Annotated in this window: 12 protein-coding genes; 7 read left to right on the top strand and 5 right to left on the bottom strand. The window is 64.7% G+C overall.

From position 1 onward, the window contains the following. Window positions 1–10 precede the first annotated feature (10 nt). Together IVB19_RS22055 and IVB19_RS22050 are read right to left on the bottom strand one after the other, a co-directional pair. Window positions 11–1,024 carry a zinc-binding alcohol dehydrogenase family protein gene (locus IVB19_RS22055; RefSeq protein ID WP_247455502.1) on the bottom strand — a complete coding sequence of 338 codons (1,014 nt, stop codon included), beginning with the start codon at window positions 1,022–1,024 and terminating at the stop codon, window positions 11–13. 81 nt (window positions 1,025–1,105) lie between these two features. Continuing rightward, entirely contained in the window at window positions 1,106–2,719 is a 1,614-nt protein-coding gene (locus IVB19_RS22050) for an OprO/OprP family phosphate-selective porin (RefSeq protein WP_247377506.1), read from the bottom strand. A 310-nt stretch (window positions 2,720–3,029) separates the two neighbouring features. Here IVB19_RS22050 and IVB19_RS22045 point away from each other — a divergent pair, with 310 nt between their 5' ends. From IVB19_RS22045 to IVB19_RS22035, 3 genes are read left to right on the top strand one after another with little or no spacing between them, the layout of a single operon-like run. Continuing rightward, complete coding sequence (locus IVB19_RS22045; RefSeq protein ID WP_247370508.1) at window positions 3,030–4,436, top strand: DegQ family serine endoprotease; 1,407 nt, start codon at window positions 3,030–3,032, stop codon at window positions 4,434–4,436. Continuing rightward, a complete protein-coding gene (locus IVB19_RS22040) occupies window positions 4,433–5,764 on the top strand; it encodes a replication-associated recombination protein A (RefSeq protein WP_247370509.1) in 1,332 nt (443 codons plus the stop codon). The genes IVB19_RS22045 and IVB19_RS22040 overlap by 4 nt, the downstream gene beginning before the upstream one ends. Window positions 5,765–5,819: 55 nt before the next feature. After that, the gene (locus tag IVB19_RS22035; protein ID WP_247455501.1) at window positions 5,820–7,034 is read left to right on the top strand and encodes an RluA family pseudouridine synthase; all 1,215 of its coding nucleotides are present in this window, start codon (window positions 5,820–5,822) and stop codon (window positions 7,032–7,034) included. 96 nt (window positions 7,035–7,130) lie between these two features. Here IVB19_RS22035 and IVB19_RS22030 read toward each other — a convergent pair whose 3' ends face one another. The 3 genes from IVB19_RS22030 to IVB19_RS22020 all read right to left on the bottom strand — a co-directional run bounded on the left by IVB19_RS22030 (window position 7,131) and on the right by IVB19_RS22020 (window position 9,342). Next, on the bottom strand, window positions 7,131–7,286 hold the full coding sequence (locus IVB19_RS22030) for a hypothetical protein (protein WP_247455500.1): 156 nt from the start codon (window positions 7,284–7,286) through the stop codon (window positions 7,131–7,133). A 478-nt stretch (window positions 7,287–7,764) separates the two neighbouring features. Beyond that, window positions 7,765–8,400, bottom strand: coding sequence for a hypothetical protein (locus IVB19_RS22025; RefSeq protein WP_247384474.1), 636 nt, complete (start codon window positions 8,398–8,400; stop codon window positions 7,765–7,767). Window positions 8,401–8,895: 495 nt separating this feature from the next. Continuing rightward, complete coding sequence (locus IVB19_RS22020) at window positions 8,896–9,342, bottom strand: hypothetical protein (RefSeq protein ID WP_247455499.1); 447 nt, start codon at window positions 9,340–9,342, stop codon at window positions 8,896–8,898. 74 nt (window positions 9,343–9,416) lie between these two features. Between IVB19_RS22020 and IVB19_RS22015 the strand changes: the two genes are divergently transcribed. From IVB19_RS22015 to IVB19_RS22000, 4 genes are all read left to right on the top strand, one after another. Beyond that, window positions 9,417–10,211 (top strand): ATP12 family chaperone protein, encoded by a 795-nt coding sequence (locus IVB19_RS22015; protein WP_247819870.1) that lies wholly within the window; start codon window positions 9,417–9,419, stop codon window positions 10,209–10,211. A 57-nt stretch (window positions 10,212–10,268) separates the two neighbouring features. Continuing rightward, window positions 10,269–11,867: a flagellar hook-length control protein FliK gene (locus IVB19_RS22010; RefSeq protein WP_204511504.1), complete on the top strand. Its 1,599-nt coding sequence runs from the start codon at window positions 10,269–10,271 to the stop codon at window positions 11,865–11,867. Beyond that, window positions 11,864–12,124: an EscU/YscU/HrcU family type III secretion system export apparatus switch protein gene (locus IVB19_RS22005; RefSeq protein ID WP_085351295.1), complete on the top strand. Its 261-nt coding sequence runs from the start codon at window positions 11,864–11,866 to the stop codon at window positions 12,122–12,124. The genes IVB19_RS22010 and IVB19_RS22005 overlap by 4 nt, the downstream gene beginning before the upstream one ends. Before the next feature lie 69 nt (window positions 12,125–12,193). Then, window positions 12,194–13,012 carry a penicillin-binding transpeptidase domain-containing protein gene (locus IVB19_RS22000; RefSeq protein WP_085364670.1) on the top strand — a complete coding sequence of 273 codons (819 nt, stop codon included), beginning with the start codon at window positions 12,194–12,196 and terminating at the stop codon, window positions 13,010–13,012. Window positions 13,013–13,057 lie beyond the last annotated feature (45 nt).

Genomic DNA, 13,057 nt, shown 5'->3' with positions numbered 1-13,057 from the left:
TGAGTGGCCGCTACCACCCCTCCAGCACGATCTTGCCGCGCGACTTGCCACTCTCGAGCAGTGCATGCGCGCGCTTGAGATTGGCCGCGTTGATGGTGCCGAAGGTCTGGTCGAGCGTCGTGCGCAAGACGCCCTTGTCGACGAGGTCGGCGACGTCGTTGAGCAGATGATGCTGCGCGATCATGTCGGCGGTTTGAAAGGAGGAGCGCGTGAACATCGATTCCCAATGCACCGAGATGGCCTTGCCCTTGAACGCGCTCACAGTGAATTCCGGGGGATCGTCGATCAGGCCGAATCTGCCCTGCGGCGCCATGAACTCGGCGATGCTCTTGTAGTGCTGGTCGGTGAATGTGAGGCTCGCCACCAGCGCGACGGGCGGCAGCTTGAGCTTCTCGACCTGCTCTTTCATCGGTTGGCCGTGGTCGATCACCGCATGCGCGCCGAGATCGAGGCACCATTTTTGCGACTCCGGCCGCGTCGCGGTCGCGAGCACCGTCAGCCCGGTGAGGCGGCGGGCGAGCTGGATCAGGATCGAGCCAACGCCGCCAGCGCCGCCCGTGATCAAGAGCGTGCGCGGATCGACACTCTTGCCGGGCACCGCACCGAGCCGATCGAACAACAGCTCCCAAGCGGTGATGGAGGTGAGGGGAAGGGCGGCGGCTTGCGCGAACGACAGGCTCTTCGGCTTGTTGCCGACGATGCGCTCGTCGACCAGGTGGAATTCGGAATTGGTACCCTGGCGCAGGATCGAGCCGGCGTAAAATACCTCGTCGCCTGGCTTGAACAGCGTGACGTCGGGACCGACGGCGTCGACAACGCCGGCCGCGTCATAGCCCAGAATCTTGGTCTCGCCCTCGGGTGGGGCTGCGCGCTTGCGCACCTTGTAATCGACCGGATTGGCCGAGATCGCCTTCACAGCCACGCGGATATCACGGCCCTTGGGTTCGGGCTTGGCGGTCTCGAAATCGAACAGCGCGTCCTGATCCTCGATCGGAAGCGACTTCCTGTAGCCGACGGCCTTCATGGCTTGTCTCCTTCAGATAGTGTTGCAGATGCCGGGTCCCGGGTTCGCGTTTTCGCGCGCCCCCGGGATGACAAGCGAGACCTAGAACGCGAACTGCGTCCGCATCGCGACCGCATCGAACTTCGAACCGACATCGGCGGTCGAGATCGGCGTGGCCTGCCTCGATACCGTGCCATGCAGATAGTCCAGCATGAAACGGACGTTGCCGTTGACATACCAGTTCAGCGCTGCCGTGTAGACGGTCTGCCGGCCGCCTGCGATGCCGGTTGCGGTCCCGAGTTGATCGTTGAGGTCGATCGTCGAGAAGCGTCCCGCGACCTCCCACGCGCCCCAGCCGCCGCCCTCGAGGGAGAACGGGTGTGCCGGCTTGACGCCGCCATAGGCCGCATTCGCCGCATTATAGCTGCGACCCTCGCCCGTCAGCACGTAGCCGGCTTGCGCATAGCCGCCCTGGAATTTGAGGCTTGGCGCACCCAGCGGCGGCAGGCCGGTATTGGCGCTGCGATCGATGTTGTACCAGAAATACTCGCCTTGCAGGATCAGCGGTCCATAGGTGGCGGCCGCTTCGACGCTGTAGACCTGCGCGCCGGAGGCATTGGCGATTGCGCCGGTCGTAGCCAGCGCCGTGGGATCGATGCGCAGTTCCGGACGATCGTTCAGCGTCACCGTCTGTGCACCCGTCACCAGATTGCGCGTCGGCTGGATCAGCCATTCGGCATTGCCGCCGAGATGGACCGAGTAGTCTTTGCCGCTGACGACTTGGCCGGCGACACGCGCGACCGCGCCGTATTGTTCCGTGGTGCCGTTCGGCGCAACGCTCGACGCTGAGTGGATCGCACCGGTGGCGGGACCGGTGACATAGGCGCCAGCCCAGAACACGTCGTTGTACCAGCGCGTGCCGACCGCCGAACGGAAGTCGCCCGCAGCGATGCTCGTGGCGACGATCCCCGCCGAGGCGCGTTCCATGAACATGATGTCGTTGGAGCTCGTGGCCTCATCGAGGGTGTAGGGCAGGTCCATGATGCCGCCTTCGATGGCCATCTTGCCGCCGAACGGTTTCAGGCCGGTATAGCTGAGATAGGCGTTCTCGATGCCGGAGACGCCGCCGCCGGGCAGCGAACCCGGAGCTGCGCCGCCAAACCCGTCGGAGGAGCCGCCGAAGTCGTAGACCAGCGCGAAATTCCAGTCGTGGAAGAACTTGCCGGCGACACCGATGCGCGCGCGGCGGACGTTCTCGCCGCTGTCGAGCTTTTGCGGCACGGTCGCCGCCGTGTTGGGTCGATAGTCGTAGCCGCCGACATCCCAATGCACACGGCTTGTGATCCCGACGCAGTTAGCCCCATCGGCAGTGCAGATGGTCGGTCGGTTGTTCGGCATTGTCACGACGACGCCGGATGCGGGCGCCGGTCCCTTGAGCGGGATCGCCGCGTTGGCGTTGGCGACGGCGGCCTTCGCTTCGGAACGCGCTTCGGCTTTCGCCTCCGCCTTCGCCTCAAGCCTGGCCTTCGCTGTGGCCGCGGTATTCGCGGCGGTCTGGCTCTGGAGCTTGTCGAGCTTCTGCTCCAGCATCTTCAGCTGCTGCTTCAGGAGCGCGATCTCCTGGTCGCTGCTGCTCGCCGATTGGGCCTGGGCCTGCGAGGCTGCCAGTGCGGCGGCGAGACCCATCGCCGTGGCTGCAATTCTTGTCCTGCTCACGTCATGACTCCATCGTTTGACGAACTTCCCCAAGTCGCTGGCGGAGAGCCTAGGTTTGATCGATGACTGCCCCGCGACGCTGCGGCCGGTTGCGCGGTTCCCACTGGTGTAAATTCGCCGCAACCGAATCCGCCTTGCACCACCATGCAAGATGACGCACATCATGCCAATCCACAGCCCCGGCAAATTGCTATTTCGCACGCACAGCTTGCAGGCCGGACACGCCAAAGGGGGTCGAATATGCCGCCGGGCGCCCTTCTAATGGGGGGCGAACGCGCCTATATTCCGGCGTCTTTTCCAAGAGGTAGGAATGTTTCGATCGACCTGGACCGCCGTCGTCACGGCACTGTGCATAGCTTTTTCGGCCAACTTCAATCCGGCCGCCGCGCAGGACCGCCGTGTGCCGTCCTCGCCCGCCGAACTGCGGCTGTCCTATGCGCCGATCGTGCAGCGGGTGCAGCCGGCGGTTGTCAACGTCTACGCCGCCAAGGTGGTGCAGAACCGCAACCCGCTGCTCGACGACCCCATCTTCCGCCGCTTCTTCGGCGTGCCCGGCCAGCAGCAGGAGCAGGTGCAGCGCTCGCTCGGTTCGGGCGTGATCGTCGATGCGTCGGGGCTCGTTGTCACCAACGTCCACGTCATCGAAGGCGCCGACCAGGTCAAGGTGTCGCTGTCGGACAAGCGTGAGTTCGAGGCCGAGATCGTGTTGAAGGACTCTCGCAGCGATCTCGCGGTGCTGCGTCTGAAGGACACCAAGGAGAAGTTTCCGGCTCTCGAATTTACCAATTCGGACGAGCTGATGGTAGGCGACGTCGTGTTGGCGATCGGCAATCCCTTCGGCGTCGGCCAGACCGTGACTCACGGCATCATCTCGGCCTTGGCGCGCACGCAGGTCGGTATCACCGACTACCAGTTCTTCATCCAGACCGACGCGGCGATCAATCCTGGCAATTCCGGCGGCGCGTTGGTCGACATGAACGGCAGGCTCGCGGGCATCAACACCGCGATCTATTCGCGCTCCGGCGGCTCGCAGGGCATCGGCTTCGCGATCCCCGCCAACATGGTGCGCGTCGTCGTCGCCTCCGCCAAGGGCGGCGGCAAGGCGGTGAAGCGGCCCTGGCTCGGGGCGAAGTTGCAGGCGGTGACGCCGGAGATCGCCGAGAGTCTCGGCCTGCGTTCGCCCACCGGTGCGCTGGTCGCAAGCGTTGTCCCGAACGGGCCGGCGGCCAAGGCCGGGCTGAAATCCTCCGACCTGATCGTCTCGATCGACGGCCAGACCGTGGATGATCCCAACGCTTTCGACTATCGCTTCGCCACACGGCCGCTCGGCGGCACCGCGCAGATCGACGTGCAGCGCGGCGGCAAGCCGGTCAAGCTGACGGTGGCGCTGGACGCCGCGCCCGATGCCGGCCGCAACGAGCTCGTCATCACCGCGCGCTCGCCGCTCCAGGGCGCGAAGGTCTCGACCATCACCCCGGCGCTCGCCGACGAGCTGCATCTGGACGCCGATACCGAAGGCGTGGTGGTCACCGATCTCGGCGGCGACAGTGCGGCCGCGAATGTCGGCTTCCAGAAGGGCGACGTCATCCTGGCGGTCAACAACCAAAAGATCAGCAAGACCAGCGATCTCGAAAAGGCGGCGGCCGAGCGCCAGCGCATCTGGCGCATCACGCTGGTGCGCGGCGGCCAGCAGATCAACGTCACGCTGGGCGGATGAGTCCGAAGCGACCACAGGAGACGCCAACTCTCTTCGCCGCGGCGGGGCTCGATCACGAGGCTCCGCATCCGCTGCCGGATCGGCTGCGGCCGCGCGCGCTCTCGGAGGTCGTCGGCCAGGATCACATCCTGGGTCCCGACGGCGCGCTCACGCGCATGCTGGAGACGCGCACGCTGGGCTCGCTGGTGTTCTGGGGCCCGCCCGGCACCGGCAAGACCACGGTGGCGCGGCTGCTCGCGGACGCCACCGATCTGCATTTCGAGCAGATCTCCGCGGTGTTCTCCGGCGTTGCCGATTTGAAGAAGGCCTTTGAGGCCGCGCGTGCACGCCGCGAGATGGGCAAGGGCACGCTGCTGTTCGTCGACGAGGTGCATCGCTTCAACCGCGCCCAGCAGGATTCGTTTCTGCCGGTCATGGAAGACGGCACGGTGGTGATGGTCGGCGCCACCACCGAAAACCCGTCCTTCGAACTCAACGCGGCGCTTTTGTCACGGGCGCGCGTGCTGGTGTTTCGCTCGCTCGACGCGGCCGCGATCGAAAAGCTGTTTGCGCATGCCGAGGAGGTCGAGGGCCGCAAGCTGCCGCTCGACGAGGAAGCGCGCGCCGTGCTGGTGCGCATGGCCGATGGCGACGGCCGCGCATCGCTGACGCTCGTCGAGGAAGTCTGGCGCGCCGCGCGCAAGGACGAGATTTTCGACGCCGCGCAGTTGCAGGAGATATTGCAGCGTCGCGCGCCCATCTACGACAAGTCGGCCGACGGCCATTACAATTTGATCTCGGCGCTGCATAAGTCGGTGCGCGGCTCCGATCCCGATGCCGCGCTGTATTATCTCGCGCGCATGCTCGATGCCGGCGAGGACCCGCTGTTTCTGGCCCGCCGCGTCGTTCGCATGGCGGTCGAGGATATCGGGCTTGCCGATCCGCAGGCGCTGGTCATCGCCAACGCGGCCAAGGACGCCTTCGACTTCCTCGGTCATCCCGAGGGCGAGCTCGCGATCGCGCAGGCGGTGGTCTATCTCGCCACCGCACCGAAATCGAACGCCGTCTACACCGCCTTCGGCAAGGCGATGCAGGTCGCAAAGCAGGCCGGCTCGCTGCTGCCGCCGAAGCACATCCTCAACTCGCCGACCAAGCTGATGAAGTCGGAAGGCTACGGCGCATCTTACGAATACGACCACGACACGCCCGACGCCTTCTCCGGCCAGGATTATTTCCCGGAAGCCCTGGGCCGCCAGACCTTCTACGACCCGCCCGAGCGGGGGTTCGAGCGCGAGATCCGCAAGCGGCTGGATTATTGGGCGAAGTTGCGGAAGGAGCGGGGTGGCTGAAGCAAAATCGCCATTTCGCCGTGACGCGAGGCTGCTTTTGAGCTACGCAGGCACCATGAGCCGCCGCATCAAAAGAACCGATCCAAAGCCCCGTTCGCGCGATGAGCGCAAGGAGGCGCGCCCGTTCAAGGCGCGCAGCGCGAAGCCTGCTGGGCTGCGGCCGGGCGGCAAGCCCGGTGCGAAGCCGCCGCGCTTTGCGAGCGAGCGCGTCGAGCGGCGCGCGCCCAAAGCCGAACCGGAAATGGCTGCACCGGCAAAGCCCGTCGAGGTATTGCTGCCGACCAAGGTGCAGACCGTCAAGGTGACGGCCGACGAGAACAACATGCGCGTCGATCGCTTCCTTGAAGCGCACTTTCCCGGCCTGTCGTTCTCCCACATCCAGCGCGTCGTTCGTAAAGGCGAGCTGCGCGTCGACGGCAAGCGCGTCGACAGCAAGGACCGCCTGGAGGAGGGCCAGAGCGTCCGCATTCCGCCGCTGAAGCTCGACACGCCGAAGGCACCCAACCCGCAGTCGGAGGCGGCGCAAAAGACGCTTGCCGCGCTGAAGGAGATGACGATCTACGAGGACGACGACGTTCTCGTGCTGAACAAGCCGGCCGGACTTGCCGTGCAGGGCGGCTCGGGCATGACGCGACACATCGACCAGATGCTGGAGGTGATGCGCGATTCTAAGGGCCAGAAGCCGCGCCTCGTGCACCGCATCGACAGGGAGACGTCGGGCTGCCTCCTGGTCGCCAAGACCCGCTTTGCCGCCTCGCATCTGACCGGCGCCTTCCGTTCGCGGTCGGCGCGAAAAACCTATTGGGCGCTCGTGCCGGGGCTCCCGAAGCCGAAGCAGGGCCGCATCTCGACCTTCCTTGCCAAGGAGGAGAGCGAGGACGACACCATCATGCGCATCGCCCAGCATGGCGACGAGGGCGCAAGTCACGCGGTGACATACTATGCGGTGGTCGAAACCGCCGGTAACAAGCTGACCTGGGTGTCGCTGAAGCCGGTGACGGGGCGCACCCACCAGTTGCGCGCCCACATGGAGCATATCGGCCACCCCATCGTCGGCGATCCCAAATATTTCAACATCGAGAACTGGCAACTGCCGGGCGGCCTGCAAAACCGGCTGCACCTATTGGCGCGCCGCATCGTCATCCCGCATCCCCGCGGCGGCTTCATTGATGCCACCGCGCCGCTGCCGCAGCACATGCAGCAGTCATGGAACCTGCTCGGGCTCGATGCGAGCCGGTTTGATCCGATCGAGAACGCGCCGGAAGAGTAATTAAGTGCGGCGCGCAGGTTGGCTGGCTACGTCATTCCTACCGCTTGCGAAACCGGTCAAACGCCACTGCGGGATCCCGACGACGAAATACCAGCGCTACGGTTGCGGCTCCGAAATTCGTACCAGGTAGCCCAAGAACAGGAAAAGCAGCCCGTCTCGCGCCAAATCGCCATGAGCAAAGCTTAGCATTGCCACGAAAAGGAAGCCCATAAAGGCAAATCTGGCCTCGGCTCGTTCCAAGCGGGCGGTCATGGCAAGCGCTCCAAGCGCTATAATCCAAGCAGCACGCCAGCCACCCATCCGAACTCAATGACAACCTGGGCTAGGCTGAGGTGGGTTTCCATGCCCAGGCATGTCATCTGGGTGAAGCTCGAAAGGCCGTGACCAAAGATCCCCGCACGAGGTATGGCGCTGGCCACGTCGCTGATGAGCTTCTTTCGTGTCAGGACAGAATTATATTGTTTTAGGTCGCCGCACGGCGCTGGGCCCGCCTCAGCCTGAGGAACGACCTCAGCCTGAGGACCGAGCTCGCCCGGAGCGCCCACCTGAGCAGGAGGGCCCACCTGAGCGGGAGAGCCCACCTCAGCAGGAGGAGAAGCCGATATGGCGACGGCGAGACGCTCGGCGGTAGCGACGCGAGTGTAATACCCGGCGGCCCAGGAGGTCGAAACCACCAAGATGGCGACGAGTGCCTTAGTTCGGGTGCGGCGAGAGATAGCAGCTTCGCAGGCTAACGTGCACAGCAGCGCCACAAACGAAAAACGCAGGAGTGACGCCGCCAAGATGGCAAATACCACGCCGGCACATATGTAGCCGATAACCAACCATAAGCGATTGAGGTGTGAGGCGACGAGACCAGCCAGCAGAAGAGCCGGGCCGGAGCGGCATCAAAAGTGCCGAAGACCAATGGTTTCCCGTGGAGATCGCTCCATTGATCTCGGAGCGCCACGACGATGCATACCAGGCCAAGGAACCCGACCAGACCGAGCACCGCGAAAAATGGTCGCCCGGTCGTTCCAGACAACCGAGCTGCGGGATAAGCCGCCAAGGTGAGGATAAATAGGATTTCCTCCTTCAGAGGCCCTGGGCCGTTGACGACGGTAGAAATGCCAAGCCAAAGCACGAACAGGAGGAAGACGGAATCCCAGATCGTATTCCGGAAGTGGCCCACGGCGACAAGACCGACCAGCGGGCAAATTAGCACTGCGGCGCTTGACCACGATCCGAGCCCGATCCCATGCAAGAGGATCATGATGGCGCCGGAACACACCAAAATGCCCAACAGAACGGACGTGACGGGCTGTTTATTTCCCGACCATTCCTCTACCGGCTGCAATAGCCATTTGCTCGATGTCTCCTGGTCCATCCTCTAGCAAATCATCCAAAGCTGACTCGTTCTTGCCCATGATAGGTGGGAGCTACCAAAACTAGCCTGATCTGACGTCGGCTGTGGCGGCCATCGGCGAAGCTCACCGGTATTGATTGTCCACCAGCTCTTTTCCAAACCTTTAGTGGCTCTCGCGCGCAACGTCTATTGCCTTGGCCAGATCGACGGCCTTGGTCCCGTGACTTTCGCCATTCCTGCAGACGGAACGGAAGGCGCTGGGCCCGGGCTTTCGGCGGAGGAAATCTCTGTCCTGTGTGTAACCTGCCGGGACATGCTGACGCAACCTGCCGCACCTCAAAGACGCTCCATCGAAGCAACTGAGCAATGCTCTCCGCCTTGAGTGACAAAGCACCTTACGATAAGCCCGTCCTCTATCGCTCAGGCTCTATAAGTCCCACTGCAATAGTCGCATGTAGTCATTGCTTCCTTCTGCAAGACATGGCTGGCGACGAACGCCAGATCGGCTAGGTTACGTCAGTTCCGAAACTGCTCGAGAAACCTCCGCAAACTGTCGTGCGTGCTCTCGACATCCGTGATCAGCCAGCCCTCCGGGCCGTTCACCAGGATGAAGTTCAGCCGGAGCGGCCGGCCGCGATTGTCGAAACTCGCCGCGACATAGGTCTTGTCGTATTGCCTGCGAACGACCGCGATCGCGACGGGGCCGAGCTTCCAGCTCGGGCTCTGCACCAGGAAATCGTAGGGCTCGACCCGCGGCGCGGACCACACCTTGCGCAACGAGGGGTCGAAGAATTGCCGGGCGGTCGCGCCATCCTGCGGCAGGCCTTTTGAGAGCTCCGGCGCGCCCTGGCCGTAATGAGCGTAGACGTTGCGGACCACCGATTCCGGAGTCCGAAAGCCGGCCTGCGCCGCGGCCGGCCAAAACCCGGCAAGGAGAGCCGCAATGCCCGCGAGTTCCCTCATACCTGCCGCTCGCTTTATCGGTCGTCGCTCTTACCTTACAAGCCTAGCATTGAGTGATCAGGGCCGAAAACCAGATGCGCGAATTGTTCGATGAAGCTGCGGGGCGATCCCCGCTTGATCCGCAGGAGTTGGTCCGCCAGGCCTCGCGCGTGCCGCTGCGCAAGCGCTTCTACAAGGAGGTGGGGGTCGCTGAGGCTGAGGGCGGCTTTGCCATCACGCTTGACGGCAAGGCGATCCGCACGCCGTCCGGCCGCCAGGTGATCATCCCTGCGCGCGTGCTAGCCGGCGCAGTGGCTGCCGAGTGGGCGGATCAGAAAGAGACGATCAATCCCATGACGATGCCGCTGACGCGGATCGCCAATAGCGTGGTCGAGGGCGTCGTCGACTGCGTCGATCTCGTCAGCGACGACCTCGCAAAGTATCTCCAGTCCGATCTGCTGTTCTATCGCGCCGGCCATCCCGAGGGGCTCGTCGCCCGCGAGGCCGCGCATTGGGACCCAGTGTTGTTCTGGGCCGCTGAGACGCTGGGAGCGCATTTCATCCTGTCCGAAGGCGTCATGCCTGTAACGCAGCCGGAGGCGGCCGTCCAGGCCGCGCGTGCGGCGCTGCCGGGGGATGCCTGGTCGGTCGCCGCCCTCCACGTGATCACCACCCTGACCGGCTCGGCCCTGCTGGCGCTGGCGCTGGCCCATGGCGTGCGCGATGCCGGCCAGGTCTGGGCGGCGGCTTATGTCGATGAGGACTGGAATGCCGAGAAATGGGGAGTCGACGAGGAAGCCGCCGGCCGCCGCGCCGCCCGCCTCAAGGACTTTCATGCCGCCGTGACCGTTTTGGCCGCTGTGAACGCGCCCGCGGCCAAAGGTCCTTAACGAGAGGTTTACGAGGGCGGCCTTAGGGTAGGGCCTACGCTCCCCAGGCCCCTCGCCATGCCGACGCCGATAAGCTCGATCGTTCCCGTCAGTGCCGCCAGCCCTGTTGCTGACGCGGTGACGCCCGATCTTGTGCTGCAGGCCGGCAGCGTCGTCGACGCAAGAGTCGTCAGCGTGCTCGCCGGCAATCTGGTGCGGATCGCGATCGCCAACCTGTCGATGGATGTGATGTCCGAGGTGGCGCTGGCACCAGGCCAAAATCTCCAGCTTGCGGTGTCGCAGAACGGCGGCACCATCCGGCTCGCCGTCATGGGCGGGGCAGGCGAGGCGAGCGCCGATCAGGTCACGCTGACGCCGGCTGCGGCCTCGCTGGTTGACAGCCCGCCGATTGCTCCGTCGGCGAGCGCGGGACGCAACGTGCTGACGCCATCGGAGCAGGTCGCCGTTACCGCAGCTTCGGCCGAGGCGGTCACAAAGCAGGGCAGCCAGGCGCCGCTGTTCGCCAATCTGGCCGCGGTCGTCACCGGCAGCGATCTTCCGGCGGGGCTGAAGCAGGCCATGCTGGGCGTGCTGGCGCAGCAGACGCCGCTCAACACCGGGCTCGATGGCGGCGACATTGAATCCGCATTCCAAAAATCCGGCCTATTCCTCGAAGCCTCGCTCGCCGAGGGCGCGACGTCGTCCTCCGGCACGATGCCGGACCTGAAGGCGGCATTGCTGGTGCTGCGCCAAACGCTGACGACGCTCGAGGCGATTGCGCCACAGGCGCAAGGTGCCGCGCTTCCGGCTGGTACCGTGGCGACACCGCAGCTCACTGCCGCGGAGACGCAGGCCGCATTGCCCGCAACCGAACCCGAGATCGCCCAATCACCGCAAATGCCGCGCAGCGTCAATATCGCAGCCTCTGTGTTGGCGGACATCGCTGGCGGTGCTCCGCAGGCCGCGGTGCCGCGGGCCATGACCGCAGGCCTTGCCGCGAGCCTCCTGCAAGAGATCACGCAAAGCCTGCCGCGAATGACGGGAAACGTGCCGGGCTCGAACAAGGCCGTACCCGAGGGACATATTTTCGAAGCCGCCGCGCGCGCGACGCCACCACCGGTTCGCGGCGCGCTGCCGTCGCCGCAATTCATTGCCTCGCCGTCACTCGTACCGGATACGCCGCTCGCTGCGACCGTGCATCGCCTGCTCGATGACACCGATGCCGCTCTCGCGCGCCAGACGTTGCTCCAGGTTGCTTCGCTCCCCGATCGCACCGACGCCAGCGGTCACAAGATTGATCCGAGCGTGCCGCAGTGGAATTTCGAGATTCCATTCGCAACGCCGCAGGGCACGGCAATGGCGCAGTTCGAGATCTCACGCGACGGCGGCAATGAATCCGCCGATCCCGCCAGGCGCGCCTGGCGCGCGCGCTTCACGCTGAATGTCGAGCCGGCTGGCCCCGTGCACGCTTTGATTACGCTCAACGGTGACAAGACCTTCGTGCGGATGTGGGCGGAGCGGCCGACGACCGCACAGCAGCTTCGCGCCGGAATCGGCGAGCTCAACCAGGCACTGACCAGGGCCGAGCTCAAGCCCGGCGACATCCTGGTCCGCGATGGCACGCCGCCACAGCCCGCACCGGCCCGCGCCGGCCACTTTCTGGATCGCGCTACATGAGCGACCCGTCGAAGCTTGCGATTGCGCTGCATTACGAGAGGGGCAGCAACGCGCCGGTCGTCGTCGCCAAGGGCAAGGGCACGATCGGCGAAAAAATCGTCGAGATCGCCAAGGCCAACGACATCCCGATCGAGGAGAACGAGATCCTGGCCGGTGCGCTCTCCAAGGTCGAACTCGGCGAGGAGATCCCGCCGGACCTCTACAAGGCCGTCGCCGAGGTGCTGGTGTTCGTGCTGCGGCTGTCGGGCAGGCGGTAGCTGTCATCGTTTCACCACGTTAGCGGCTGCATGGTCGCGGCCATCTTCATCGCGTAACGGACATCGCCAGTGCTTACCCGCCGTTCCACTCTCGGCCTTCTCGCCGCAACCGCGATCCTGCCATCGCGTGCATTCGCTCACGTCGCGCCACCGCGAAATGAAATCCGTGACAGCCTCGCAAAGCGCTTCACTGACCTCGGCACGGCGGGGACGTTCGTCGGCTACAAGGTCGAGGACTATCTGGTCGTCGCCAGCGACAAGGAACGTTCGGGCGAGGCGAAGCTGCCGGCTTCGACCTTCAAGATTCCGAACTCGTTGATTGCGCTCGAAACCGGCGTGGTCACTGACCCCGACAAGGACGTATTTCCCTGGGACGGCGTGAAGCGTCCGATCGAGGCCTGGAACAAGGACCACACGCTGCGCAGCGCGATTCTCGTCAGCGCGGTGCCGGTCTATCAGGAGATCGCGCGCCGGATCGGGCAAGAACGCATGCAAAAGTACGTCGATCTGTTCGACTATGGCAATCGCGACATCGGCGGCGGCATCGATCAGTTCTGGCTCACCGGCGCCTTGCGCATCGATCCGGTCGAGCAGGTCGATTTCATCGACCGGCTGCGCCGCCGCGCACTGCCGATCTCGAAACGCAGCCAGGATCTCGTCGCTGACATCCTGCCGGTGACCAAGGTCGGCGATAGCGTCATTCGCGCCAAGTCCGGGCTGCTTGGCGCCGAGCGCGGCGAGCCATCGCTTGGCTGGATGGTGGGCTGGGCCGAGAAGGGCGAAGCGCACACCGTGTTCGCGCTCAACATGGACTGCAAGGAGCCGCGCCTGGTCGGAGAGCGCATGCCGCTGACGCAAGCCTGCCTTGCCGAGATCGGCGCTATCTAGCGATACCGCGCTGGCGCCGCTCGACTAGCATCCCCCGGGTCAAGA

Origin of the sequence: Bradyrhizobium sp. 187 (assembly GCF_023101005.1) — a bacterium.
GTDB lineage: Bacteria > Pseudomonadota > Alphaproteobacteria > Rhizobiales > Xanthobacteraceae > Bradyrhizobium > Bradyrhizobium canariense_D.
This window is presented reverse-complemented; position numbering and strand designations above follow the sequence as displayed.